The organism is Psychromarinibacter halotolerans (assembly GCF_029168315.1).
Taxonomy (GTDB): Bacteria; Pseudomonadota; Alphaproteobacteria; order Rhodobacterales; family Rhodobacteraceae; genus Psychromarinibacter; species Psychromarinibacter halotolerans.
In genome coordinates this window covers 235,436-260,303 of record NZ_JARGYD010000001.1, presented here as the reverse complement: position 1 = coordinate 260,303, position 24,868 = coordinate 235,436, and the positions used below count along the sequence as shown (strand labels likewise).

Here is a 24,868-nt window from a genome sequence, read left to right as displayed (position 1 = left end):
AGGATCTGACATCCAAGATCGGAAGTGGTGCGACTCCGAGAGGGGGTGCAGCCACATACCTCCCGGCACGCATAGAGCACTCGTTGATCCGAAGTCAGTGCGTCCATGACCGGCAATTCGATCTCGACGCCCTTTCGTTCATCTCTCCCGAACAGGCTAAGGGCCTCCGAGGCGTCGAGGTGCGCAGTGGTGATCTTCTTTTGAACATCACCGGGGATGGCGTCACGTTTGGTCGTTGTTGCCTTGCTCCTGACGCTGCCCTCCCCGCAGTCGTCAACCAGCACGTGGCGATCATTCGTCCTGATCGTGCGAGACTGTCGCCTGGTTTCTTGCTGAGCTTTTTAACGCATCCAGAAGCAAAGCCATACATAGAGAGCTTCAACGCCGGTGGCTCGAGGCGGGCTATCACCAAGGGGCACATCGAAAACTTCGAGATACCATTGCCTCCGATAGCCGAGCAGGAGGCAATCGCGGCTCTACTACAGGCCCTCGACGACAAGATCGAGCTGAACCGCCGGATGAGCGCGACGCTGGAGGAGATGGCGCGGGCGCTCTATCGGTCCTGGTTCGTGGATTTCGACCCCGTCCACGCCCGCGCCCTCGGCCAGTCCCCCGCCCACATGGACCCCACCGCCGCCGCCCTTTTCCCCGACAGCTTCGGCCCCGACGGCCTGCCGAAGGGGTGGGAACGAAGGTCCCTCGATGATATCGTAGATTTTCTGAACGGCGCGGCCCTACAGAAATTTCCGCCCGAGGACGGAGCAGAGAGCCTGCCTGTCATCAAGATCGCGGAGCTTCGGTCTGGCATCACCTCAAAGTCCGGCCGCGCCGGGCTTCAGGTCCCGGAAAAATACAAGATCAGCGATGGCGATGTCTTGTTCTCGTGGTCGGGTTCGCTGCTTCAGAAGGTATGGACAGAAGGCCCCGGCGCGCTGAACCAGCACCTGTTCAAGGTCAGCTCCGAGGTCGTCCCGAAATGGTTCCATTTCTTCGCGGTAGATCAGCACATGGAGGAGTTCCGACAGGTTGCCGCGTCGAAGGCAACAACGATGGGCCATATCCAGCGGCATCATCTCAAAGAGGCGATGATTGCGATGCCGGAAGACGATGCTGTCGTTGCCGCGGCGGGAGAATTGATCGGCCCCGCCTTTGAACGTGCAATTTCCGCCGACCTTGAAAGCCAGACTCTGGCGACCCTCCGCGACAGCCTTCTGCCGCGCCTCATGTCCGGCGAACTCCGCATCCGCGAGGCCGAGAAACGGGTCGAGGAGGTCGTCTGATGAGCGTGGCGGCCGGGGATCTGCGGGCCTATCTACGCCTCTTGGCGGGCCAGATTTGGCATGATCAGGATGATGCTTTCCACCATGGCCTCACCCTGCAGGAAGAGACGCTCACCGAAACGTTGTTGTTAAAAATGGCGAGGGACTTCTCGCCTCTTGGGCTTGAGGTCCTGATGTTCAACAAAGGCCAGGAGGGCGAGAACGGCGCCGACTGGGAATGGTTCTTCGATGGTCCGGAGTGTTCAGTCGGATTCCGTATTCAGGCGAAGGTATTGAAGCGGGGCGAGGGCTCGCCGGGAAAATACGCGCAACTGGGCAAGCCTGCGGGTCAGACGCAAAAACTAATCGATGACGCCAAGAAATACGGGCTGAACCCGATCTACATTTTCTACAATCACCGATGGGTTCAGAATCATCATCTTTTCGGTCCGTCGGTTCAGCCGGACTGGTTCGGCAGAAGCTGTTGGGGGTGCTCGGTCGCGACCGCAGAGTTCATCAAGGGCATATCGGACACAAAGGGTAACCCGGATAAGAACCTCGCCACCGTGATCAAGGGATCGCGGCCGTGGCACCGATTCTTCCGGCTCGGAAAGACTTGCGGGACGCAGAAAGCCACCGAGCATATGCCGGGCGGCCAAGAATTCCGACCGAGATCGCCCACGCCCGAGTGGGTTATCATGCTTCGCGAATTTCGAAGTGCCAATGAGGAGGTCAGGCGAGAGACGATGGACCGTGTCCTGACTGACCGCGATGTTCAGGGCGTTGCCCTGATCACTTCCCGGCAGGAAGGCTGACCCATGTTCCAGATCGACCGTTCCGCCAACCGCCTGCGCAAGCTCGAGCGCACCAGCTTCTCCGAGGTCGGGTTCCGGGAACGGGAGCATCTCCAGGAATGGCTGGCCACCATGCCGGACGCGCTCTGCGAGGCGATGAGCGAGGGCGAGGACGGCCTGCTGATCATCCAGAAGGAGTTCGATGGGTTCGACGGCACCCGGGAGCGCCTCGACCTGCTGGCGCTGGACCGGGCCGGGCAGCTTGTCATCATCGAGAACAAGCTGGACGATTCCGGCCGGGATGTCGTCTGGCAGGCCCTGAAATACGCCGCCTATTGCTCAAGCCTGAAGAAGGCAGAGATCGTCGGCATCTTCCAGCAGTATCTCGACCGCCAGGGCGGCGGCGACGCGGCCGGGCTTATCTGCGACTTCCTGGGGGAGGACACGCTGGATGAGGTCGTCCTGAACGACGGCACCAACCAACGCGTCGTCTTCATCGCGGCGAATTTCCAACGCGAGGTCACGGCGACGGTGCTCTGGCTGCGCGAGCACCAGATCGACGCGCGCTGCGTCAAGGTCGTGCCCTACCGGTTCGGCGAGGAGATCTTCGTCGACCTCCAGCAGGTGATCCCCACGCCCGAGGCGGCCGACTACATGATCCGCATGGCCGAGAAGGACAGCGAGGAGAAATCGGCCAAGGGCGCCCAAAAATGGAGCCACCAGATGCGGCTCGAGTTCTGGGAGCAGGCTCTGGAGGCGCTCCGCGGCGCCGGCCTCGAGCGATGGCAGAACATCACGCCGTCGCGGGATCACTGGTTGAACTCCAGCATCGGCGTCTCGGGCGTCACGCTGACACTGATCTTCCTGCGACACGAGGTGCGGGTCGAGTTCCAGTTGAACCGATCCGACCGTGACGAGAACAAGTGGCTCTTCGACCAGCTTGCCGAGAACAGGGAGACGTATGAGCAGACCGTCGGCGAGGAACTCGAGTGGCGCCGGATCGACGACAAGAAGGTCAGCATGGTTGTCTGCAAGACGCCGGTCCAGGGCTACAGCAAGGAGAACTGGCCGGAGATGATCGCTTGGCTGGTGGACCACTACCGGAAGATGGATGAGGCCTTCTCCGAGCCCGTGCGGGGGCTGGCGGCGCGCATGAAGCCAGGTGGAGGCTCCTGATGGCCTGGAACTCGGAATCCGACCTCGAAGACTGGATGATGGGGAAGCTGGCCGGGCTGGGCTATGCCGCCGACTCCGGCGCCGAGATCTCGCCCGAGAAACGTGATCCGGAGCGCCGAAGCTTTCACGAGGCGATCCTGAGAAAGGTCTTCGAGAAGGCCGTTCGGCGCCTCAATCCCGGGCTGCCCGACGGCGCCGTCCAGGAGGTGATGGCCCGCGTCACCGACGAGGTCTTCGCCGGTGACCTCATGGCCGAGAACCGCCGCCTGCACGGCCTGATGACCGGCGGCGTCCCGATCACATACTTCAGCCAGGGAGAGGAGCGCCATGAACGGGCGCGCCTTGTGGACTGGGGCGATCAGGACAACGCCTGGCATGCCTTCAACCAGGTCGACATGGTCGGGCGGAACCCGCGCATCCCCGACATCGTGATCTACCTGAATGGTCTGCCTCTGGTCGTGGTGGAGCTGAAGGGCACCGAGGGCGCCGATATCGAGGCGGCCTTCAACCAGATCGAAACCTACAAGGCGGACATCCCGAACCTGTTCCGGACCTCGGTCTTCTCGGTGATCTCCGACGGGCTGAACGCCCGATACGGCACTCTCTCGGCTGGCTTGGACCGGTTCATGCGGTGGCGGACCATCGACGGCGAGACCATCCTGTCGGAGCGCGAAGGTCTCGCTCTGAATACGCTGACCAAGGGTCTGCTGAACCGGTCCGTTTTGCTCGACATGTTGCGCTGGTTCACGGTCTTTGAGGACGAGGGCAAGGGGCCGATCAAGAAGGCGGCCGGCTATCACCAGTTCCACGCGGTCCGGAAGGCCATGGAGTCGATCCTCGGGGCCCGAGGTGACGATGGCAAGGGCGGCGTCATATGGCACACTCAGGGCTCCGGAAAGTCGCTCTTGATGACCTTTCTCGCCGGGCGCGCCATGCACTTGCCGGAGCTGGAGAACCCGACTGTTCTGGTCCTCACCGACCGCAACGATCTCGATAACCAGCTGTTCGCCACGTTCGGCCGATGCAAGGACCTTCTCGGCGAGACGCCGGTGCAAGCGGACAACATCGAAGAACTGAAGGCCCTGCTGAACCGGCAGGTCGGCGGCATCGTGTTCTCGACGATCCAGAAATTCCGGCCGGAGCGCGGCCAGGACTTCCCGGAGCTCACCGACCGCTCCAACGTCATCGTCATGGTCGACGAGGCGCACCGGACACAATACGGGTTCGAGGCCAGGATGGACCAGAAGACCGGCGAGGTTCGCCATGGTCTGGCCCATCACCTCCGCACGGCCTTACCGAGGGCCGTCTACGTCGCATTCACCGGCACACCGGTCGAACTGGTTGGCGCGAACACGCGATCAGTGTTCGGCGACTACATCGACGTCTATGACATCACTCAGGCGGTCGAGGACGGCGCGACCGTGCCGATCTACTACGAGGGGCGTGTGGCCCGCGTGGACATCGCCGAGGATCTACGCGACAGCCTCGACGAGGAGTTCGAAGAGGCGACCGAGGCACTGGCTGAGGATGAGGCAGGGGCCGCGGCCAAGAAGTGGTCGCAGATCGAGAAACTGGTCGGCGCTGGTCCGCGCCTGGATGCAGTCGTCGCCGACATCCTCGAGCATTTCGACGCCCGCCTCGAGGCCATCGACGGCAAGGCGATGATCGTCTGCATGAGCCGCCGTATCTGCGTCGAGGTCTACGAGCGCATCGTCGCTGCCCGCCCTGATTGGCATTCGGAAACCGACGAGACCGGCGCGGTGAAGGTCGTCATGACCGGAAACGCCACCGATCCGCAGAATTTCCAGCCCCACATTCGAAGCAAGGCGAAGCTGGAAGGCCTCAGGAAAAGATACAAGGATACGGGCGACCCGCTGAAGTTGGTGATCGTCCGTGACATGTGGCTGACCGGCTTCGATGCCCCTTGCATGCACACCCTCTACGTAGACAAGCCCATGAAGGGGCACGGATTGATGCAGGCGATTGCCCGGGTGAACCGGGTCTTCGCCGGAAAGCCCGCCGGTCTCGTCGTCGATTATATCGGCCTTGCGGCCGATCTAAAGAAGGCACTCGCGCATTACTCGCAGGGAGACCAGGCCCAGACGGGCGTCGACGAGCGCGAGGCCGTCGCAGCCTTCCTGAGTGCGCTGGATGTCGCGCGTGGATTGTTCCATGGCTTTGATTACTCCCGAGTCCTCGGTGGCACGGCGGCGGATCGTATCGAGATTCTGCCAGCGGCGGCAAACCATGTTCTCCATCATGCGCGTGCCGATGGGCAGGAAGATCACAAGGACTTCGGCAAGCGGTTTCTGGATGCCGTTGCAGCGCTCGCCAAGGCCTTCAAGCTGGCGGCAGGGTCGCCGGAAGCCAAGGAGCACACCGAAGAAGTGGCCTTCTTCTTGGCTGTGAGGTCCGCCCTGCAGAAACTCGATGTGAAGGGCGGCGGAGGGCGGAAGTCCTCACCGGACTTCGCGATAGAACAGTTGCTGAACCGGGCTGTCGCCTCGACCGAGGTCGTGGACATCCTCGAGGCGTGCGGTTTCGACCGCCCCGATATCAGCGTTCTATCCGAGGAGTTCCTCGTCGAGATCCAGCACATGCAGCACAAGAATCTCGCCGTGGAAGCCCTGAAGAAGCTTCTGAACGGCGAGATAAAGGCGCGGACGCGGGGCAATATCGTGCAGAACCAGAAGTTCTCCGAGCGGCTCACCAACGCGATCGCGCGATATCACAACCGGAGCGTGGATGCTCTCCAGGTGATCCAGGAACTCATCGGCATGGCCAAGGACCTAAGCGCCGAGCCCGAGGACGACATGTCGGAGGCGGAGCGAAGCTTCTATGACGCTCTGGCACAGAACGAGAGCGCGGTGGATGTCATGGACAACGACCAGCTAAAGGTCATCGCAGCCGAGCTCGTCAGGTCTGTTCGGGAAAATTCTGGCGTGGACTGGTGGCAGCGCGATGACGTGCGCGCAAAGATGCGCGTGGCCGTGAAGCGGATTCTCCGGCGGTATGGATATCCCCCGGACTTGCAGGCCGAGGCCGTGAAACTCGTCATCAAGCAGGCTGAGGCCCTGGCACGCAGGATGTAGGCGTCGAGATCGCCGTCCGACGTGCCGAGGCCGATTTCCGGTTATTGGGGGGTTCTACCTCAGTTTCTGCGTTTCTCCCGGTTCTCTGGCAACAATATCGAGACAATCCAGAGGGTTGTAGCCCAACGCCTTCCACTTCTGTGGCGATGTCCGGGAGTTTTGCGGCCGTTTCGGATCATATCGTGGCCCGGCAGGACGGTCTTTCGGATGTCGGAGTCGGAATTTCCCGTGGCATGGCAATCTTCGTGGCGTTGTCGGACGATTCTGTGTGATCCGCTGCCAGTTATTCGGTGGGTTCTGCATTTTTTGCGGCGCTCGATCGGAACCATCTCCTCTCCAACGAAAATAGGAGAGACCGATGTCCAAACCCAGCGAATTCCTCTGTACCGAGCGGTGCATCCAGCACATCGAAGACGCCCACCTTCCCCTCTATGCTCTGCGACTTGTCCATGCCTGCCACTACTTTGTGGATCAGACCCCAGGGCTTTCCATGCAGAACATGGCCCTGCACCAGGACAGACACTACACCGTGCGCTGCCAGACCTTGCTGGAGGTGACCGGGACGCCAGAGGCGAACGACTTCGACATGATCAGGGAGGGAGTCGAGGAGCTTCAGGGCTGCAAGATCTTCAATTATCTTGATCTTCATGAGAGCGGACGAAAGCTGACGTTTCACTTCGCGAATAGATATCCTGACGACGCCGTGAGAAAGAAGAACGACAAGTTCGCGTTCGTGGACGTTGATCAGGTGCGAACTCTAAGGAAACCGGAGCAAATCCAATTCTATACGCGATCCGCGATGGTTCTGCGGAGCGATTATCCGAAGTTCGTCCTTCCATGGAAACAGTCCAGGGATGGGGCTTGGCTAAAAGTGAAGAAGCGATGGTTGACGGCTGCACGGCAAGTCGGGTTGAGACTGGGGGTGGACTGTGTCCTGATTCCGCAGATCAACGTCGAGACTGACGAGGTTTCCCAGGTGCAGGTCAAACTGGTGCCGAAGGTTTCGCCGTGGTCACCGGGCAAACTCTTTCCTCGTGACGGACAAGGAGTCGCCCTGGTGATCAATGGCAAGAGCGAAACGCTCTCTCGGCCCGAACTGCGTGCACGGCGGAACTGGCGCCGGGCGGATCAGGCGTAGGTCGGCCGTGGGACACCCTTCTGGCAAGTCATTGAACTCCATAAGATTGTCTGAGCGAGTTCGTGGGACACCAAGACAAGCAAAATCAATCACTTAGGATCGAGGTCGGAATCCCCTACGGGCTGCCACCTTTTCCCCGTAGTACTCTGAAACGTCTACGAAAAGGTCCGTTACAATTGGGCGCATTCCCAAGAAGATCCTCCAAACTGATGGCGCACGACCGCCAATTTTGCTGTTCGTCGTGGAGCATCTACGCCGGTTCGCGGAACTCGCGGCCCTTTTGATTTGCGAACTTGCGCATCGTTACCGCTTCGGCACTTCGCCCACCGTGTTTTCAACGAGGGCTTTCTGAACCCGCTTTCGCACCAACGCGCGCATCGTGCATACGAAAGAACGACCTTCCACTGACAGCAAGAGCCCGACACGGCCACCCGGTTCGCTTGGGCTTAGCGCGGCACCTTAGTGCTGAATTGGCCGTCAACATGGGGTCGATGTCATCTCTCGTCGTCGCCCTTTCCGCTTGCTTCGACATTGCCGACAATGGCTTGCCCCCTCCTGGATGGTTACCCTCCCCTCACGGGCCACTTGCTGTCCCGTTGACGGGTTGTCTTCTGCGATTCCTTAACTGCGTCGAACGTTTGTAGGGCATTCGGTTAGCGTCGTGGGTCGACGAAGGGCCATTTACGGATCGGCAAACGCGATCCCGAGTAATGCTATCCCATTAGAAGTTATAACAAATACATCCCATCGACTGACCTCACACCCTTTTGCCCGTTTAGCCAAAACTCGGAGGTGCACCACAATCGTGCGAGTTGGCGGAGCGCGATACACGTCACAGGAAAATTGCCGGTCGGAGCAAATGTCACCCATTCGCTACGTGCGGCCTAACCTCGCCTTGCATCCTAGCTTTGCTGACTAGAAATCGCGAGGATAGCGCCTGGCAGTCTCAATGACCGGAAAATCCGCAGCACTCAAATTGCGCGGCCAGTTCTTTGGTCGCCTGCATTCAGCCGATGCACAAGGTCGACGATCCCCGCCGTCGCGGTCTTCGAGTAGATCGCGCTCAGATGGGTGCGGACCGTGGTTTCACGCAGTGCCAGCTGCTGCGCGATGGCCTTGGGCGCCATGCCCTGCCCGACCAGCGAGCAGATGCGGAATTCGCTGCGGCTGAGCCCGGCGGGGTTGGACACGTCCATGATCGGAAGAGAGGCCGGCTTGGGCGCGGCTTCCAGATCCTTCGGCACGGCCGCAAGGATCAAAGCCTGCACCACGCCCATCGCACGCCGCGACCAAGTGTCCGTGAGAACTTGTGCAAGGTACGAGACAAGGCTTTCCGTCCGGCTTGCGGGCGCGGCGGAGAACTGAAGCTCGAGACAATCGATGAACCCGTTCGCGCGGCCGATGACGATGGTGATCGCTTCCGCGACGCCGTCCCGGGCGCCGGCGTGACGGGGCATCCCGTCTTGAGACCGGCTTTCAGACAAACGCCAGACCGACCCCGCCTGCGCAGAACTCAGGTAGCTGCCCAGAACCCTGTCGGACAGAACCTCTCCTACGGCGCTTCTATACAGCGCGTTGGTTTCACGCTGGGTCAGAAGCACGCGGCGGAAGGTGCCGGATTTGGGGTCTCCGCGGACAAGCAGCGCGGCGTCCGCAGTGAACAGGTGCATAAGAGCGCAAATGGCTTCGTCTAGGTCGCCCCGTCCCTGAACGGCTTCTGTCCAGGAAACTGCGATGCCTAACATGGCACGCACTGGAACTTGGCCTTGGGTGGTTGAACCTCGCAATTCCGAGATCATATCAACTTACCTACCAGCAATCGGCCAAAAACCCGGCCGTACAAATAAATCGGTCTGGAATTCATTAATTTGAATGAACGTCACGTCAATTACACATGGTAATTACCCACAGATTGACGCCTGATCCGTCAACAAACCACGGAATTGGTGCGGCACTGTAAACCTAGCGGCGCCTCTCTTTTAACGTTTAGCGTTGAGGCGGCGCCGATTCCGCGAATACGGCGCCCGGCATGCCGAACCGAATCCCCCGTTCCGCCCTCTTTCTGCCCGAATCGCGATGCGCTGCCGATTCGTGGACGGCGATCCATTTCACACCTGTCGCGGTTTTTCCCGGCGAGGCAATCTGCCGAAAGACCCCTACAACCTGGCCGCGAAATCCTCGGACAACTGTCGAATATTCGGCGGGCCATCAATCTCGTTAACTTTATGGCAAGGAATTCGACGCTGCTGCTTTCGGGTTCCGCTTACCGGGTCAATCCTGGCCCATCCATTGCACCTTTTGGGGGAAGACCATGAAAATCGTTAAGAAAATCAAAATGTTCTCGAAAGACGAAAGCGGCGCTGCGATCGTCGAATACGGCCTGGCCCTGCTGGTTGTCGCCAGCATCGGCGTGGGTGCCTTCAGCGCGCTCGGCACCACCACCGACGCCAACGTCGATGCTGCTTGTGCCGCCGTCGGCGCGACCTGCTGATCTAACAAGACCGCACTGCGTCAGCTGCCGCCGGCGCAGTGCGTCCCTTCCGGGGCGCCGACCGCCCCACCCCGAGACACCGAGGAGACACCCATGCGACTGAAGCCCTTCCTGACTGCCGTGACCGGAGTCCTCGTCGCTGGGGGATCGGTCGTTATCGCGAAACAGGCCATGTTCGATGACCAGCTTGCCGCCGAGGCCGCCGCGGCCCAGGTCGAGTTTGTCGAGATCTACGTCGCCCGCCAAGAGATCCCGTTCGGTCAGCCGATCGAACCGCATCTGGTGACGACTCAGAAGTGGCCCAAGGAATTCCTGCCCGTCGGCGTCTTCGCCGACGCAGACACGCTGTTCCCGACTGTCGAGGAAGGCCCGCGCCGCGCGAAGGGTCAGTTCTTCGTCGGGGAAGTCATCCTCCGTACCAAAGTTTCCGAGCACGGCGACAAGGTGACCATCGTCAGCAAGCTGGGCGAAAATACCCGCGCCATGGCGATCAAGGTCGATGCCGTTACCGCCGTCGGCGGCTTCGTGACACCGGGCGACTTCGTCGACATCGTATTGACGCAGGGCAGCCAGACCGAGCTGCGCGCTGTCACCATTCTTCAGAACGTCCGCGTCATCGGCGTCGACCAAAGCTCGGAAGAGCAGACCGACAAGCCGTCCGACGTGCGCACCGTGACTGTCGAGGTCACGCCGGAACAGGGTCAGCGCCTTGCGCTCGCGCAGAAGGCCGGCACGCTAAGCCTGACGCTGCGCACCCTCGACGGGGTCGAGGACCGCCCGCTGGACATGGTCGAGCTTCGCGACCTTCTGCAAATGAAATCACCCATGGAAGAAGACGAGCGCGCGCCGACGATCACCGTGCGGCGTGGCAACACGGCGGAGCTTGTCCCGCTGAGCGGCCCGGCTTCGAACAACTGATCGGCCGCACCCGGCCGCCTGCAACCGAAACCTTTGGCAAAGGAACGCGTCATGCCCATCTCGACCGCAGCACGCCGGTTCCTTCGCTCCGAAGACGGCACCATCGCCCTGATCTGGAGCTCTGCCCTGATCGTCTTCATCGGCTTTCTTGCGCTGGTGTTCGACGTGGGCCGGCTGGGCGCCACGCAAAGCGAGCTTCAGTCCTTCGCGGACCATGTCGCGCTGACCTCGGCCGCTGAACTCGACGGCACCGCCGACGCGATCGATCGCGCCACCGCCGCCGCCGCCAATCTGATCTCGGACACCGAAACCTTCGGCGATGGCGACGGCGTCCTGTCCGGCGCGCTGGATTATACGCTGACCTTCCACTCGGCCCTTCCCGAAAGCGACGCGACGCCGATGGGCGCCGACGCGACCAACGATCCGCGCCTTGCGCGCATCGTCGAGGTCAACGTGACCCCGCGCGCCCTGTCGATGTCCTTCGCCCTTGCCGTCGAGCGGATGCTGGGCACCGCCGACGACGCGGACACCGGGACGGCCACCGTGGGCGCCACGGCGGTCGCCGGGTTCTCGATCCAGGCCTGCGACATCAACCCGCTGATGTTCTGCCTGCCGTCCGACTGGGAAGACACGCTGGACATCGGCGACCTGATCCTTCTGCGCAGCGGCGGCAAAAGCGCCGCTTGGGGTCCCGGCGACTTCGGCTTCATCGATCTAGACCTGTTCGACGACCCGAACGGCGTCTGCGCGGACGAAGGCGGCAACAAGCTGGCCTGCCTGATCGCGGCGCAGGAAGGCATCACTGCCTGCGTCAACACCGACGGCACCATCGAGCTTGAGCCGGGCCAGAAGGTCGGGATCACCAACGCCGCGTTCAACGTCCGGTTCGACATCTTCCGGTCGGTTCTGAACGGCGAAAAGAACAACCCCGACTTCGCGCCCGCCCCGAACGTCATCAAGGGCATCAAGCCGAAGGGTGGCGGTTCTTGCATTCAGGGCAACGAGGAACTGACCGGCGATACGATGGGCCTGCCCCGCGACACCTGCATGCCCAACTGCGGCCGCTTCGGCGACGGCGTCTGGGACCGGCAGGCCTATCTGAACGCCAACCACGATCTGGATGGCGACCCGGCGACGCCCGCCACCGACGCGCACCTGCCGGTGCTGACCGGCGACGACGCCGTGTTCGCCGGAACCCGCTATGGCATGTACCTGCGCGAGATCGCCTACGCCAATTCCAACCCGCACTCCGATACGGGCAATGGCCCCTACTCGATCCTCGACCCGGACCTGTCCGAAAACGGCCGCCCGCAGTGTTCCAGCCAGATGTCGAACGACCCGCTGCGCCGTGTTGTCGTGGCCGCCGGAGTCGACTGCGCCGCGAACCCGATCGGCGGCGCCGCCAGCGGCATCCCGGTCGAACGCTACCTTGCGATGTTCCTGACCGAGCCGGTCGGCGACGATGCCGGCTCGCCGCCCAGCTTCGACATCCACGGCGAGTTCCTTGGCTTCGCAGATAGCTCGGGCACTGAAGAAAGCGCGTTCGGCGGGATCTTCCGCGATGTCGTGCAGCTGTATCGGTAGAGGGCGGGATGAAAACGCGTCTCCTCTCTTCCATCCGCCGCTTCGCCCGCGAGGATCGCGGTGCGGTGCTGGTGGAATTCGCGCTGGTCATGCCCTTCATGATCCTGGTCTTCGCGCTCAGCATCGAAGCGGCGCGGATGCTGTGGTCTTACCAGTCCGCGATCACCGGCGTGCGCGAGGCGAGCCGCTACGTCGCACGGTCCGTTCCCGGTAACATCTGTTCCACCGGCGGGTCGCTGAACGCCATGTCGGCGCAACTGAAGACGATGGTCGAACGCAGCATCGACGGAGAGATCCTGTTCCCGTCCGCCGTCACCGTGAACACGGTCGTTCCGGGTCTGACCTGCGTGAACGGCAACTATCGCTCGGGCACCGTGTCCATCGCCACGGTCACCGCGAACGTCACGATCGATTTCCCGCTGCGCGGCATCCTCGACATGTTCGGCGGCGGCCTTGGCGGCGTGACCACCGACATCGCCGATCAGGCGCGGATCTTCGGCCAATGACCGCGCCGCGCTTCATATCCCGCCTGCGCCGGTTCGGCCGCGACACGCGCGGCGGCGTGCTGGTCGAATTCGGCGTCGTGATCACGCTGTTCTGCGTCCTGTTCTGGGTCGCGTTGGATTTCGGCCGCTTCGCTTACACCCGCGTGCTGGCGCAGAAGGCCACCGACCTCGCGGCCCGCACCGCCGTGGTGCGCGCCGCCGCCTGCGCCGGTCTCCCCGCCACCAACGTGCGCGGGCCTATCGGGGGCGTGATCCCGCCACGGTTCGGCACCTCGTGCAGCGCCGACACCGATGTCTGCGCGACGGTCGACGCCGTGAGCTGCGTGGGCGACGCCAACAACGCGACCGCGCAAGAGATCTGGACCCGCATCGCGCCGATGCTGCCGCCCGATGCCAGCATCGACAACCTGCAGTTTACGTACAGCTTCGATCAGAACCTTGGCTTCCTTGGCGGTCCGTACACGCCGATGGTCACGGTCGAGATCGACCTTCCCGACTTTCAGTTCATTTCCCCCGTCGCCCCGCTGATGCGCGACGCCGACGACCCCACCACGGGTGCGACCGTCGGGCGTGGCCTGTTCAGCGTTTCGCTTCCGGCGGAAGACCTTAGCTCAGGAGAAGCAGGATGACCTATCACACGCGCATCATGCAGCACGCGGACATGGCCCCTGTCCTGGCGCTTTCGCCGCGCGAGGGCTTCATCGAGACGCTGATCGAGAAACTCGGCCCCGACCAGGTGTCCGAGATCAGCGACACCGCCCTGCCCGCCAGCCTTGGTGGCCGCCCCGTCACCGTGCTGGTGGACGCCGACCCCGAGCTTCCCGATCTCGCTGACTACATCTCGTCCCTGCGCGATACCTGTGGCGACGCCGCGACGATCATCGCGATGGTGCCTGCACACAGCGCCTTCGACTTCGCCCGCCGCCTGAAGAAGGCCGGCGCGCATGACGTTCTGCCCGACGACCTGTCGGCGGAAGACCTTCGCGAACAGATCGCGCAGGTGGCCGAGTCCTCGGCGCCGGTCGCGGCCACGCGGGCGGTAACGGCGATCCCCGGCCACGTCATCGCCGTCACGCAGGCGCGCGGCGGCATCGGGTCGACGACCGTGGCCGTGAACCTTGCCTGCGGGCTGGTTGGAAAGCCCGGCAAGTTCTCGAAGAAAGGCCCGGCGAAGCGGGTCGCGCTTGTCGACTTCGACCTGCAATTCGGCAACGCCAACGTGTTCTTCGATCTCGAGGACAATGGCGGCCTGCTGCGGATCATCGACGCGCGGCAGGTGCCCGACGCGCATCAGGTGCGCAGCATCATGCAGTCGCACAAGTCCGGCGTCGACGTGCTGTGCGCCCCCGACCGCTTCGTGCCGCTGCAATCGGTGTCGCCCGACACCATCGCGGCGCTGCTGTCGGTGCTGCAGGACGAATACGATTATGTCGTGGTCGATCTGCCGCGCGCGATGATCGACTGGATCGAGCCGGTGCTGAAGGCCGCGTCGATGCTGATGCTGGTCACCGACACCAGCGTGCCCTGCATCCGACAGGCGCAGCGGATCATCAATTTCTTCCACGAGGACAACGTCGGCCTGCCCGTGCAGGTCGCCGTCAGCCGCGAGAAGAAGGCCATGTTCAAGCCCGAACACGTCCGCGAAGCAGAGCGCATCCTCGACCGGCCCTTCGCGAACTGGCTGCCGGACAATGCCGCCGCCTCGCGCAAGGCGGTGGACTACGGCAGCCCGGTGCTGCTGACGCAGGCCAAGACAGATCTTGCCAAGGCGATGCGCAAGCTCGCGGACAGTGTGGAGGCCGCGATGCTGGCCCCCACGTCGAAGAAGAACGCTTAACAGGGGGCGGAGACGCATGTTCAAGGAATTCAAAAGCAGGCCCCGCCCGGAGACCGAAAAGGTCGTTCCGATGCGGCTGACGCCCGAGGCGATGGCCGATCCGGTGGCCGAACAGGACACGGTCGACAAGGAACTGCAGGCGCATCTCGAGCTGAAAAGCCGGTTGCACGTCGCCCTGCTGGACCGCCTGAACCTTGCCGTGATCGACAAGGTCGAAAAGGCCGAACTGAAGCGCCAGATCGGATCGCTGCTGTCCGGGCTGGTCGAGGCCGAGGGCGTGTTCCTGCGGGCCGACGCCTTCTCGCGGCTGGTCGAGGAACTGATCCACGAGGTGATGGGCCTTGGCCCGCTAGAGCCGCTGCTGGAAGACCCGACGATCAACGACATCCTCGTGAACAGCTTCGACCGGGTCTATGTCGAACGCTTCGGCAAGCTGGAAAAGACCGCTGTCCGGTTCCGCAACGAACGCCACCTGCTGCGGATCATCGACAAGATCGTCTCGCGCGTTGGGCGCCGGATCGATGAATCGCAGCCCTGGGTGGACGCCCGCCTTGAGGACGGCAGCCGGGTGAACGCCATCGTGCGCCCCTGCGCCGTCGACGGGCCGTCGCTGTCGATCCGGAAATTCTCGCGCTCGCCGCTGTCGCTGGATCGCCTTGTCGAACGCGGCGCGCTGGACGGACGGGCCGCCACCTTCCTGCAGAACCTTGTGGAGGGCCGGATGAACATCCTGATCTCGGGCGGGACCGGGTCGGGCAAGACGACGATGCTGAACGCGATGTCGTCCTTCATCAACGGCTCGCACCGGATCGTCACCATCGAGGATGCCGCCGAACTTCAGCTTCAGCAGGACCACGTCGTTCGTCTGGAAACCCGCCCCGCCAACGCCGAGGGCGTCGGCACGGTCAGCCAGCGCGATCTCGTCCGCAACGCCCTGCGGATGCGGCCCGACCGCATCATCGTGGGCGAGGTGCGCGGCTCGGAATGTTTCGACATGCTGCAGGCGATGAACACCGGCCACGACGGGTCGATGACCACGGTGCACGCGAACTCTGCCCGCGACGCCCTTGGCAGGGTCGAACAGATGGTCACCATGCTGGGCATCGACCTGCCGCTGCGCACGATCCGCGCACAGGTCGCGTCGGCGGTGAACATCGTGGTCCAGCTGAACCGTCTCGACGACGGCTCGCGCCGCGTCACCAGCATCTCGGAAATCACCGGGATGGAAGGCGACGTGGTCACGATGCAGGACATCTTCGTGTTCCGCCGCAACGGCCGGTCCGAAGACGGCCGCGTGCTGGGCGACTTCATCAGCACCGGTATCCGGCCCCGGTGCCTTGAGCAGCTTCAGGCCTTCGGCTGCCACATCGATCCGTCGATCTTCAAGCGGGAGACCGTGTCATGAACCTGAACCTTCCCGACTCTGCGATCGGCATCATCGTCTATCTCACGCTGTTCGTCGGCGTCCTGCTTCTGTTCGAAGGGATGCGCGCTTGGCTGTCGCGTGCCGAAAGCCTGACCGAGGCCCGCAATCGCCGGATGCGCATGGTCAAGGGCGGCAAATCCACGGACGAGGTTCTGAGCCTGCTGAAAGACCCGGATTTCGCCACCGCCAAGGGGGCCGGAAGCCCGATCGCCCGCCTGAAGAAGCTGCTGCGCCAGTCCGGCCTGCGCATCAGCCTTGGCGTGTTCGGCCTGTTGCAGGTCATGCTTGGCGCCGCGCTGTTCCTGCCCGCCTCGCGGTTCCTTCCGCCGCTGCACGCGGGCGGCATCGCTGCGCTGGTCGCCGCCGTCCTGCCCCTGCTGGTTCTGGTGGCGCTGAAGGAAGAGCGGTCGAAGAAGCTGACCAAGCAGCTTCCCGACGCGCTGGACCTCATGGGGCGCGGGCTGCGCGTCGGCCATCCGCTGGCCGCCACGATCGCAAGCGTGGCCGAGGACATGCCCGACCCGATCGGCACCGAATTCGGCATCATTCAGGACCAGATCGCCTATGGCGACGAGATGACCGCCGCCTTCCACGAATTCGCCGAGCGCGTCGGCAGCGAGGACGCCCGTTACCTTGCGGTCAGCATCGGTATCCAGCACGGCACGGGCGGCAACCTTGCCCGCGTGCTGGACATCCTGTCGACCGTCATCCGCGACCGCCAAGCGATGACCAAGAAGATCAAGGCCGTGTCCTCGGAAGGTCGCCTGAGCGCGCTGATCCTGACCGTTCTGCCGGCGATCATCTTCATGGCGATCCACACCTCGACTCCAAGCTTCTACGGCGACGTCATGGACGACCCGCTGTTCAAGCCCTTCGCGGCCGCCATCCTTGGGCTGGTCATCTTTCAGGGGCTGCTTCTGCGCCGCCTCGTCACGTTCAAGTTCTGACCGGGAGGCGGGTACATGGAAATGTTCTACACGCTGATTGAGGACCTGCAGCGGACCGTCGAGGGGATCGACATCTCGACCCAGGCGCTTGCGCTGTCGGGTCTGGCCGCCGGGATCATGCTGCTGTTCCTTGCCCTTGCCAGCCTTGCCCGCAAGCCCACCGCCGTCGTGCGGATGCAGGCCGGCGCCCAGCGGATGCAGTCGCGGGGCCGCGCCGATCTGGTGCAGCACGACAACTTCGACCTTGGCGGCCTGCTGCGCGCCTTCGTGCCCTCGTCGCAAAGCGAACGCACCCGGATCGCCCGCCGGATGCGCAAGGCGGGGATCACCCGGTCCGACGCCGTCTACATCTACTACGTGGTTCGCGCGCTTTTCGGCGTGGCGCTGCCCGCCGCCTTTGTCGGTCTTTGGATGATCCCGACAGAGACGCTGTCGTTCCTGCCGGTCGCCCCGCGCCTGAACGAGCTTAACCTGCTCACAGTGTTCCAGATCGCCGTCGCGCTGTCGGTCGCGGGGTTCTATGGACCGGTCGTCTGGCTGACCGCCCGCATTCAGGACCGCCGCGAACGGATCCGGCTGGGCCTGCCCAACGCGCTGGATTTCCTGCAAATCTCGATCGAGGCCGGGCTGGGCTTTGACGCCGCGATCCTGCGGGTGTCGCGCGAACTGTCCACGACCGCGCCGGACATCGCGCAGGAATTCATGATGATGGAGCTTGAGATTCAGGCCGGTAAGGACCGCGATGCCGCCTTCCTTGAAATGGCCGACCGCTGCGACATCGACGAGATGAAAAGCTTCGCCAACGTGATCCTGCAGGCCACCCACTTCGGCTCCAGCGTTGCGACGGCCCTGACCACCTATGCCAAGGGCCTGCGTCAGGACCGCGAGCTGCGCGCGCAGGAAAAGGCCAACCGCCTGCCTGTTCAAATGTCCGCCGTCATCGCGCTGTGCATGATGCCGGTGCTGCTGATGATCTGCCTCGGCCCGATGCTGATCCGCTGGATCACCGTGTTCGGGTAAGGAAAGTCCCTTGGTGGCGTTGGAGCTGTAGACGCTCCGCCGCCGACCTCCGAGGCAAGGAGGCGCATACACGCGGCGGCCCCTCCCGATAAGCGTCGCCATGATACGGTTTCACCGAACCAGACCCATGTAGTTTTGCGCAGCAAAATCGGACGGAAGAAACCTGGGGCAAACCAACCTGTGGAGAACTGCAAGTTTCATTGCAGAAACGGGAATTTCGCCGTCCCCTCTGCTGCAATCTCAGCCGACATCGCCCCGACCGCCCTGACCTCGCGGCACCTGCGACACGACGAAACCGTCAAGAAACCTTAACATATCGTTCGGTTTCCCGTCACATACCGCCTCTATCCCGACCACCGGAACAACGTGCAACCCAAATTGCAAAAAGGTGGTCCCCATGGACAGAAAACTTACCCGTATCGCCGGGCTCGGCCTTGTTGGCCTGCTTGGCTCGACCTCTCTCGCGGCGGCTGACGTCACCGTCGAATTCTGGCACAGCTTCGGCGGCTCGTCCGGCGACGCGCTGGCCGAGATCATCGCCAACTTCGAAGAGGCCAACCCCGGCATCACCATCGAAGCCGAGCATGTCGGCAACTACAACGACATCGTCGCTCGCCTGCAGGCCGCCATCCCCGCTGGCCGTGGCCCCGATGCCGTCATCATGGAAGTCACCCGCTACGGCCTGTTCGCCGACCGTGGCGTTCTGATGGACCTGACCGACTATCTTGAAGCGGATCCGCTGAAGGACGAACTGTTCGACTTCGCCCGCGAGGTCGGCGTCTTCGAAGGCAAGAACTACATCGTGCCCTTCAACAGCTCGACCCCGGTGACCTACGTCAACAAGGACATCTTCGAGCGCGCAGGCCTGTCGGAAGACACGCCGCTGACCACCTACGACGAGATCCTTGCCGCCGCGCAGCAGATCCAGGACGAACTGGGCGACGAAGGCATCTACGGCATCGCGGCGCCTGGCCAGTTCGCGCGCTGGGGCCTGATCATGGACAACGACAGCGACCTGATCGACAGCGTCTCGGGCGAAATCCTGATCGACGCGCCGAACACCATCGAGGCCTACGAGTGGATGGCGTCGCTGGTGCATGACCACGGCGTCGCGTCCGCCGACAACGTCACCGACGAGAAGACCGGCCGTGATGCGTTCTTTGCCGGCAATGTCGGGATCATGCTGAACTCGACCGGCAACTACCGCCAGTCCAAGGCGTCGCTGGGCGATGACCTGATCGTGCGTCCGCTGCCCTGCAACAAGGTTTGCGCCGCGCCGATCGGCGGCGCTGGCATCGGCATCCTGTCGACGGCGGACGCCGAAGTGCAGGACGCGGCCTATGAGTTCATCAGCTTCGCTGCATCAGCGGAATCGAACGCGATCTGGTTTGCTGGCACCGGCTACATGCCGATCAACCGCAACACCGCCGAGCAGCCTCTGGCCGCCGAGACGCTGGAAAACGAGCCGGGCATCCGCGTGTCGATCGAACAGCTGGACGTCGCCCGTGGCCGTCCGCGCCCGCCGGTCGTGACCTGGATGCGTGCCACCGAGTACGACATGTGGCAGGCGATGGCGCTGGGTCAGCGCGAGGTCGAGGACGTTCTGACCGACTTCGCCGAACGCACCCGCAACGAAGCCGGCCGCATGGGCCAGTAAGCCCGTCCGAGCCACCGGTGAGGGGCCCCGCCACGGGGCCCCTTGCCCGTCCGGTCCCACGGACCCTGCGCCCAAGGCACATTTCCCGACATGCTTCGCAAACTGACCCCGTACCTGTTCGTGCTGCCGCTTCTCGGCTTCATGGCGGTCTTCACCTACATCCCGATCCTGCAAAGCGTGAACCTGTCGTTCCGCGAGTGGGATTTCATGTCGCCGACCAAGCCCTGGGTGGGGCTCGACAATTACCGGCTGCTGCTCAGCTCGCGCGATTTCTGGAACTCGCTGAAGGTCACCGCGGTCTTCGCCCTGATCTCGGTGCCGCTGCGGTTGGCGCTGGCGCTGGCGGTGGCGTCCTTCCTGATCCGCGAGACGCCGGTCTCCCGCATCACGCGCGGCGCGATCTTCCTGCCCGCCGTCACCTCGACCGTGTCGATCGCGGTGGTGTTCTCTTGGGTGTTCTCGACCGATTACGGCGCGATCAACGGCTTCCTGCAGATGCTGGGCTTCGACAAGGTGCCGTGGATGCAGGACCCGCAGCTGGCGCTGTACGTGATCATCTTCGTGAACACGTGGAAGCAGCTGGGCTACGACGTGATCATCTACACCGCCGGGCTTCAGGCCATTTCCATGGAATACTATGACGCGGCGGCGGTGGACGGCGGGGGAAGGTTCCACGTGTTCCGGCGCGTGACCTTCCCGCTGGTGATGCCGACCACGTATTTCCTGCTGGTGATCTCGGTGATCGACGCCTTTCAGGTGTTCACCATCGTCGACGTGATGACGCGCGGCGGGCCTGCGGGCGCGACCGACATGATCGTCAACATGCTGTACCGCGTCGGCTTTACCCTGTTCGACATCGGTACCGGGTCCGCGCTGGCCGTGCTGCTGTTCATTTTCCTGATCGCGCTGGCCGTCGTGAAGGCCCGCGTGATCGGCCGGAGGGTTCACTATGACTCGTGAAACATCCGCCCGCGCGCTGTGGATCATCAACGGCCTGACCCTGCTGGCCGCCGTGATCTTCCTGTCGCCGGTGCTGTATTCGATCTGGATGAGCTTCCAGACCTCGGATGCCTATTACTCCGGCGGGGTCGAGTTCACGCTGCGCAACTATGACGTCGCGGTCGGGCAGTACAACTTCGCCCGCTACCTGCTGAACTCGGTGATCGTGTCGGGGATCGTGACGCTGCTGGGCATCTCGTTCGCCACGATGGCAGCCTTCGCCTTTGCCCGGTTCGAGTTCCGGGGCGGCAACCTGATGTTCGGCGCGGTGGTGGCGACGCTGATGATCCCCAGCCACATCACGCTGATCCCGAACTACCTGACATTGGCCCGCGCCGGGCTGCTGGACAGCTACGCGGGGCTGATCCTGCCCGCGATCTCGTCGGGCTTCGCAGCCTTCTTCCTGCGCCAGTACATCCGCGGCATTCCCCGTGCGCTGGACGAGGCGGCGTATATGGACGGCGCAACGCCGCTCAAGGTGCTGTGGCGGGTGATCGTGCCGATCTCGAAACCGGCGATCTTCTCGATGGGGCTGCAGTTGTTCATCGCCGAGTGGAACAACTACATCTGGCCGCTCGTCGCAATCAGCGAAAGCGACCTTTACACCCTGCAGATCGGGCTGGCGCGGCTGTACCGCGTGAACCCGGGCGAGGACGTGATCGACTGGCCGCTGGTGATGGCGGCGTCGACCATCACCATCCTGCCGGTGCTGGTGGGCTTCGTGTTGGTCGAACGCCACCTTGTGCGCGGCATCACGATGGGGGCGGTGAAATGAGCGCCCCTACCCCGAACATCAAGAAGAAGAAATCGCAATGACTGATCTTCCCCCCCTCACCCGCATCGCCTCGCACCGGGGCGGCACGCTGGAATTCGGCGACAGCACGCCGCACGGCTTCCGCACCACCGCCGCCATGCCCGTGGACGAGGTCGAGTTCGACGTCCACCCCACTGCCGACGGCGCGATCATGGTGCATCACGACGCCACGCTGGACCGCACCACCGACGGCACCGGCGCGATCCGCGACCTGACCGAGGCCGCCGTGCGCGCCGCCGTCATCGACTATTCCGGCGGGCAGCACCCGATCTCGCTGGCAGAGCTGTGCGACATCTACAAGGACAGCCACGTCACCCTGCGCTGCGAGATCAAGCCGGGACCGGGCGGCGTGGCCTATGCCGATTTCGCCCACCGCGTCGTGGCCGAGATCGACCGTTGCGGGATGCTGGCCAACACCGGTTTCACCTCGTTCCTCGTGCCGACGCTGGACGAATTGCGCGACCTCACCGACCGTCCGTTGTTGTGGCTGGTCAGCCCGCCGGTGCTGACCCAGCTTGGCGCCAGCGCCGTGGCAGAACTGGCAAAAGCGCATGGCATTCCCGAAATCGGCGTGAACGTCGACACCGCGACCGAAACGCTGCGCGACCACATCCGGGGTGCGGGGCTGGAATTCGGCTGTTGGGCCGCCCACACGGCGGACCAGGTCGACCACGCCTTGCGGCTGGGTGCCAAGGTGTTCACCACCGACCGCCCCAGCCTTGCCATCGCCCGCCGCGAAGCGTTCCACAAGGAGACCGCAGCATGAGCTCGATCACCCTTCGCAACATCCGCAAAAGCTATGCCAACGGTCCGCAGGTCCTGCATGGTGTCGACCTAGACATCGGTGACGGCGAATTTGTCGTCATCGTCGGCCCCTCGGGCTGCGGCAAATCCACCCTGCTGCGCCTGATCGCGGGGCTGGAACGCTGCGAGGACGGCGAGATCGTCATCGACGGCCGCCAAGCGAACGCGCTTCCGCCGCAGGACCGCGACATCGCGATGATCTTCCAGAACTACGCGCTGTACCCGCATATGTCGGTGCTGGAAAACATCGCCTTCGGGCTGGAACTGCGCAAGGTTCCCCGCAAGACGCGCGAGGCACGCGCCCGTGAGGTGGCCGAGACGCTGCAGCTGACGCCCTACCTTGACCGCAAGCCCGGTGCGCTGTCGGGCGGCCAGCGTCAGCGGGTGGCGATGGGCCGCGCGATGGCGCGCGATACCTCGACCTTTCTGATGGACGAACCGCTGTCGAACCTCGACAACGCCCTGCGCAACGCGATGCGGACCGAGATCAAGACCATTCACCAACAGCTGGGCGCCACCATCGTCTTCGTCACCCACGACCAGACAGAGGCGCTGTCGCTTGCCGACCGGATCGCGGTGATGAAGGACGGCCACCTGCAGCAGTTCGACACGCCCGCCGCGATCTACGACCGGCCCGCCAACCGCTTCGTCGCGTCCTTCCTTGGCACGCCGAAGATGAACTTCGTCACCTCCGACTCGGTCACGGGCTGGACCGGGCGGCGCGGTGTCGAGGTGGGCCTGCGCCCCGATACCTTGCGGCTGCACCGCAAGAAACCGGGCGCCGCGTCGATCGAGGCGCGGTTGACCCTGACCGAGATGACCGGATCAGAGGTCGTGTTGCACTGCCAGACCCAGTCGGGCGCCATGTCCGCCATCGCCCATCGGGGGCAGGAGTTGCCCGCCCCGGGTGACAGGATCTGGCTGGAATACGACGTCGCCGCCGCACACCTGTTCGACATGCAAAGCGGCGCGCGCGTCTGACGCGGTGCGCCGCCGGACTGGACCACGCGGCCCGTTCAAGGGACCATTGCCTCGATGCAAAGCCACGACACCACGTTCCTGAACGACCTCATCACCCGCCATTCGGATCAGTTGACCGAGGCGGACACCCGTATCCTTGACGTGATGGTTCGCGACCCGATCCGCGCGGCGATGGAGAACGGCAAAGAGGTCAGCTTTCGCGCCGGGGTGCATCCCGCCTCGGCGGTGCGGCTGGCGCGACGGCTGGGGTTCGGCGGCTACCCCGAGTTCCGCGCCTTCCTTCAGCAGCGGCTGGTCGAGGGCAACGGCGAGTTCGAGGACCCGACCGCCCGCATTGCTGCCCGATTGGCCAAGGCGGGCGAAGGCGGGCTGTTGGCTTCGGTTCTGGACAGCGAGATCACCGCGCTGGAGGTCCTGCGCGCCAGCGTGACCGACGCCGACATCCGCGGGTTTTCCGAGGCGCTGCTGGGCGCACGGCGGGTCTTCCTGTTCGGCCAGAGCCATGCGGCGCCGCTGTGCCACCTTGTTGCGCTGCGATTACGCCGGTCGGGCTATGACGCGGTCGACCTGTCGCTGATGCAGCATCAGTGGCTGGAACAGGTGGCGGGCATGACTTGCGACGACGTGCTGTGGCTGGTCAACTTCCGCAAGGTGCCGGCCGCGGTTGCGCGGATCATGCAGGTCGCCGCCACGCGCGGCGCGACGACGCTGGCGCTGACCGACAAACGCGGCGCCGCGCTGGACCCTGCCCCCGACCACCACATCGCGGTGTCGCGCGGCGAGGCGGGCGAGTCGCAAAGCCTCGTGGTGCCGATGACGGTGACGAACACCGTGATCCTGGACCTCGCAACCATCGACGACGGCCGCACCATGCGCGCGTTGGCCGAGTTCCGCGACATGCGCGAACGGCTGGCGCCGTATTGAGCGCCCCTTCCGCGCTCACCCCCGCTCGGCCAACCGCCAGGCGTCACACTGATGAGCCTTCTTCATGTGTGTCAGTCGCTGAGCCGGGATAGTCCCGGCGGGGTGATCGGCTACCTCGCTTTCATGACCAAAACGGAACGGCGCGATGCTTTGGCTGCGACCCACGCGGCCTGTCTGAGTATCCCGAGGGGTTCGGGGATGGACTGGCATGGGCCGGCATCCCGGCTGTCCGCGCCGCCGTTCCAGAACTGCAAGAGGACATGAGCTTTGCCCGACAACCCCATGACGTACATCCGATAATGACCTGCACTGTGTGCGACGCCCTGCCGGGACTTCCGGCTTGGACCGCCAAGCGCCCCTGTCCCTCGTCAAAGGTGATCCGGCGTCAGGCGGCGGAACCCGAGCCGCTTGGGTGACGTTCGCACAGTAACAGCGCGGGCCACGGGCCCGGCCCCACCGACCTGCCTCACTCCGCCGACCGCGCGCAGAACCGGACAGGTC

Annotated in this window: 21 protein-coding genes; 20 read left to right on the top strand and 1 reads right to left on the bottom strand. The window is 63.7% G+C overall.

The genetic code is table 11. From position 1 onward, the window contains the following. Window positions 1-83 precede the first annotated feature (83 nt). The 5 genes from P1K30_RS01160 (at window position 84) to P1K30_RS01140 (ending at window position 7,459) form a co-directional block, all read left to right on the top strand. Window positions 84-1,280, top strand: a complete 1,197-nt coding sequence (locus P1K30_RS01160) for a restriction endonuclease subunit S (protein WP_275630835.1) — start codon at window positions 84-86, stop codon at window positions 1,278-1,280. Further along, the gene (locus P1K30_RS01155) at window positions 1,280-2,074 is read left to right on the top strand and encodes a DUF6615 family protein (protein WP_275630834.1); all 795 of its coding nucleotides are present in this window, start codon (window positions 1,280-1,282) and stop codon (window positions 2,072-2,074) included. The genes P1K30_RS01160 and P1K30_RS01155 overlap by 1 nt, the downstream gene beginning before the upstream one ends. 3 nt (window positions 2,075-2,077) lie before the next feature. After that, window positions 2,078-3,229: a DUF4268 domain-containing protein gene (locus P1K30_RS01150; protein WP_275630833.1), complete on the top strand. Its 1,152-nt coding sequence runs from the start codon at window positions 2,078-2,080 to the stop codon at window positions 3,227-3,229. Beyond that, entirely contained in the window at window positions 3,229-6,321 is a 3,093-nt protein-coding gene (locus tag P1K30_RS01145; RefSeq protein ID WP_275630832.1) for a type I restriction endonuclease subunit R, read from the top strand. Before P1K30_RS01150 ends, P1K30_RS01145 begins: the two co-directional genes overlap by 1 nt. A 358-nt stretch (window positions 6,322-6,679) precedes the next feature. Then, a complete protein-coding gene (locus P1K30_RS01140) occupies window positions 6,680-7,459 on the top strand; it encodes a hypothetical protein (RefSeq protein ID WP_275630831.1) in 780 nt (259 codons plus the stop codon). 971 nt (window positions 7,460-8,430) lie between these two features. Here the strand turns inward: P1K30_RS01140 and P1K30_RS01135 are convergent. Continuing rightward, window positions 8,431-9,129, bottom strand: a complete 699-nt coding sequence (locus P1K30_RS01135; protein ID WP_275630830.1) for a helix-turn-helix domain-containing protein — start codon at window positions 9,127-9,129, stop codon at window positions 8,431-8,433. Between the two features lie 641 nt (window positions 9,130-9,770). Between P1K30_RS01135 and P1K30_RS01130 the strand changes: the two genes are divergently transcribed. The 15 genes from P1K30_RS01130 (at window position 9,771) to P1K30_RS01060 (ending at window position 24,367) form a co-directional block, all read left to right on the top strand. Beyond that, window positions 9,771-9,950 carry a Flp family type IVb pilin gene (locus P1K30_RS01130; protein ID WP_275630829.1) on the top strand — a complete coding sequence of 60 codons (180 nt, stop codon included), beginning with the start codon at window positions 9,771-9,773 and terminating at the stop codon, window positions 9,948-9,950. 93 nt (window positions 9,951-10,043) lie between these two features. Beyond that, entirely contained in the window at window positions 10,044-10,868 is an 825-nt protein-coding gene (gene cpaB, locus P1K30_RS01125; RefSeq protein WP_275630828.1) for a Flp pilus assembly protein CpaB, read from the top strand. A 51-nt stretch (window positions 10,869-10,919) separates the two neighbouring features. Then, complete coding sequence (locus P1K30_RS01120; RefSeq protein WP_275630827.1) at window positions 10,920-12,452, top strand: pilus assembly protein TadG-related protein; 1,533 nt, start codon at window positions 10,920-10,922, stop codon at window positions 12,450-12,452. Between the two features lie 8 nt (window positions 12,453-12,460). Then, the gene (locus P1K30_RS01115; protein WP_275630826.1) at window positions 12,461-12,958 is read left to right on the top strand and encodes a TadE/TadG family type IV pilus assembly protein; all 498 of its coding nucleotides are present in this window, start codon (window positions 12,461-12,463) and stop codon (window positions 12,956-12,958) included. After that, window positions 12,955-13,587 (top strand): TadE/TadG family type IV pilus assembly protein, encoded by a 633-nt coding sequence (locus P1K30_RS01110; protein ID WP_275630825.1) that lies wholly within the window; start codon window positions 12,955-12,957, stop codon window positions 13,585-13,587. Before P1K30_RS01115 ends, P1K30_RS01110 begins: the two co-directional genes overlap by 4 nt. Then, window positions 13,584-14,795 (top strand): CpaE/TadZ family protein, encoded by a 1,212-nt coding sequence (locus tag P1K30_RS01105; protein ID WP_275630824.1) that lies wholly within the window; start codon window positions 13,584-13,586, stop codon window positions 14,793-14,795. The genes P1K30_RS01110 and P1K30_RS01105 overlap by 4 nt, the downstream gene beginning before the upstream one ends. A gap of 16 nt (window positions 14,796-14,811) precedes the next feature. Then, complete coding sequence (locus tag P1K30_RS01100) at window positions 14,812-16,200, top strand: TadA family conjugal transfer-associated ATPase (protein ID WP_275630823.1); 1,389 nt, start codon at window positions 14,812-14,814, stop codon at window positions 16,198-16,200. Continuing rightward, on the top strand, window positions 16,197-17,168 hold the full coding sequence (locus P1K30_RS01095) for a type II secretion system F family protein (RefSeq protein ID WP_275630822.1): 972 nt from the start codon (window positions 16,197-16,199) through the stop codon (window positions 17,166-17,168). Before P1K30_RS01100 ends, P1K30_RS01095 begins: the two co-directional genes overlap by 4 nt. A 15-nt stretch (window positions 17,169-17,183) precedes the next feature. Next, window positions 17,184-18,188, top strand: a complete 1,005-nt coding sequence (locus P1K30_RS01090) for a type II secretion system F family protein (RefSeq protein ID WP_275630821.1) — start codon at window positions 17,184-17,186, stop codon at window positions 18,186-18,188. Window positions 18,189-18,585: 397 nt separating this feature from the next. After that, window positions 18,586-19,845 carry an ABC transporter substrate-binding protein gene (locus P1K30_RS01085; RefSeq protein WP_275630820.1) on the top strand — a complete coding sequence of 420 codons (1,260 nt, stop codon included), beginning with the start codon at window positions 18,586-18,588 and terminating at the stop codon, window positions 19,843-19,845. Between the two features lie 90 nt (window positions 19,846-19,935). Beyond that, a complete protein-coding gene (locus P1K30_RS01080; protein ID WP_275630819.1) occupies window positions 19,936-20,805 on the top strand; it encodes a carbohydrate ABC transporter permease in 870 nt (289 codons plus the stop codon). After that, window positions 20,795-21,619, top strand: a complete 825-nt coding sequence (locus tag P1K30_RS01075) for a carbohydrate ABC transporter permease (protein WP_275630818.1) — start codon at window positions 20,795-20,797, stop codon at window positions 21,617-21,619. The genes P1K30_RS01080 and P1K30_RS01075 overlap by 11 nt, the downstream gene beginning before the upstream one ends. A gap of 37 nt (window positions 21,620-21,656) precedes the next feature. Continuing rightward, the gene (locus P1K30_RS01070) at window positions 21,657-22,424 is read left to right on the top strand and encodes a glycerophosphodiester phosphodiesterase family protein (protein WP_275630817.1); all 768 of its coding nucleotides are present in this window, start codon (window positions 21,657-21,659) and stop codon (window positions 22,422-22,424) included. Beyond that, window positions 22,421-23,443, top strand: coding sequence for an ABC transporter ATP-binding protein (locus P1K30_RS01065; RefSeq protein ID WP_275630816.1), 1,023 nt, complete (start codon window positions 22,421-22,423; stop codon window positions 23,441-23,443). Before P1K30_RS01070 ends, P1K30_RS01065 begins: the two co-directional genes overlap by 4 nt. Before the next feature lie 54 nt (window positions 23,444-23,497). Next, window positions 23,498-24,367, top strand: coding sequence for a MurR/RpiR family transcriptional regulator (locus P1K30_RS01060; RefSeq protein ID WP_275630815.1), 870 nt, complete (start codon window positions 23,498-23,500; stop codon window positions 24,365-24,367). The last annotated feature ends 501 nt before the right edge of the window (window positions 24,368-24,868 follow it).

What these genes read in the sequence shown, in the direction of transcription:
- P1K30_RS01155 (WP_275630834.1), top strand. Translation starts at nt 1,280, where the DNA reads ATGAGCGTGGCGGCCGGGGATCTGCGGGCCTATCTACGCCTCTTGGCG.
- P1K30_RS01150 (WP_275630833.1), top strand. Translation starts at nt 2,078, where the DNA reads ATGTTCCAGATCGACCGTTCCGCCAACCGCCTGCGCAAGCTCGAGCGC.
- P1K30_RS01145 (WP_275630832.1), top strand. Translation starts at nt 3,229, where the DNA reads ATGGCCTGGAACTCGGAATCCGACCTCGAAGACTGGATGATGGGGAAG.
- P1K30_RS01140 (WP_275630831.1), top strand. Translation starts at nt 6,680, where the DNA reads ATGTCCAAACCCAGCGAATTCCTCTGTACCGAGCGGTGCATCCAGCAC.
- P1K30_RS01135 (WP_275630830.1), bottom strand. Translation starts at nt 9,129, where the DNA reads ATGCACCTGTTCACTGCGGACGCCGCGCTGCTTGTCCGCGGAGACCCC.
- P1K30_RS01130 (WP_275630829.1), top strand. Translation starts at nt 9,771, where the DNA reads ATGAAAATCGTTAAGAAAATCAAAATGTTCTCGAAAGACGAAAGCGGC.
- cpaB (WP_275630828.1), top strand. Translation starts at nt 10,044, where the DNA reads ATGCGACTGAAGCCCTTCCTGACTGCCGTGACCGGAGTCCTCGTCGCT.
- P1K30_RS01120 (WP_275630827.1), top strand. Translation starts at nt 10,920, where the DNA reads ATGCCCATCTCGACCGCAGCACGCCGGTTCCTTCGCTCCGAAGACGGC.
- P1K30_RS01115 (WP_275630826.1), top strand. Translation starts at nt 12,461, where the DNA reads ATGAAAACGCGTCTCCTCTCTTCCATCCGCCGCTTCGCCCGCGAGGAT.
- P1K30_RS01110 (WP_275630825.1), top strand. Translation starts at nt 12,955, where the DNA reads ATGACCGCGCCGCGCTTCATATCCCGCCTGCGCCGGTTCGGCCGCGAC.
- P1K30_RS01105 (WP_275630824.1), top strand. Translation starts at nt 13,584, where the DNA reads ATGACCTATCACACGCGCATCATGCAGCACGCGGACATGGCCCCTGTC.
- P1K30_RS01100 (WP_275630823.1), top strand. Translation starts at nt 14,812, where the DNA reads ATGTTCAAGGAATTCAAAAGCAGGCCCCGCCCGGAGACCGAAAAGGTC.
- P1K30_RS01095 (WP_275630822.1), top strand. Translation starts at nt 16,197, where the DNA reads ATGAACCTGAACCTTCCCGACTCTGCGATCGGCATCATCGTCTATCTC.
- P1K30_RS01090 (WP_275630821.1), top strand. Translation starts at nt 17,184, where the DNA reads ATGGAAATGTTCTACACGCTGATTGAGGACCTGCAGCGGACCGTCGAG.
- P1K30_RS01085 (WP_275630820.1), top strand. Translation starts at nt 18,586, where the DNA reads ATGGACAGAAAACTTACCCGTATCGCCGGGCTCGGCCTTGTTGGCCTG.
- P1K30_RS01080 (WP_275630819.1), top strand. Translation starts at nt 19,936, where the DNA reads ATGCTTCGCAAACTGACCCCGTACCTGTTCGTGCTGCCGCTTCTCGGC.
- P1K30_RS01075 (WP_275630818.1), top strand. Translation starts at nt 20,795, where the DNA reads ATGACTCGTGAAACATCCGCCCGCGCGCTGTGGATCATCAACGGCCTG.
- P1K30_RS01070 (WP_275630817.1), top strand. Translation starts at nt 21,657, where the DNA reads ATGACTGATCTTCCCCCCCTCACCCGCATCGCCTCGCACCGGGGCGGC.
- P1K30_RS01065 (WP_275630816.1), top strand. Translation starts at nt 22,421, where the DNA reads ATGAGCTCGATCACCCTTCGCAACATCCGCAAAAGCTATGCCAACGGT.
- P1K30_RS01060 (WP_275630815.1), top strand. Translation starts at nt 23,498, where the DNA reads ATGCAAAGCCACGACACCACGTTCCTGAACGACCTCATCACCCGCCAT.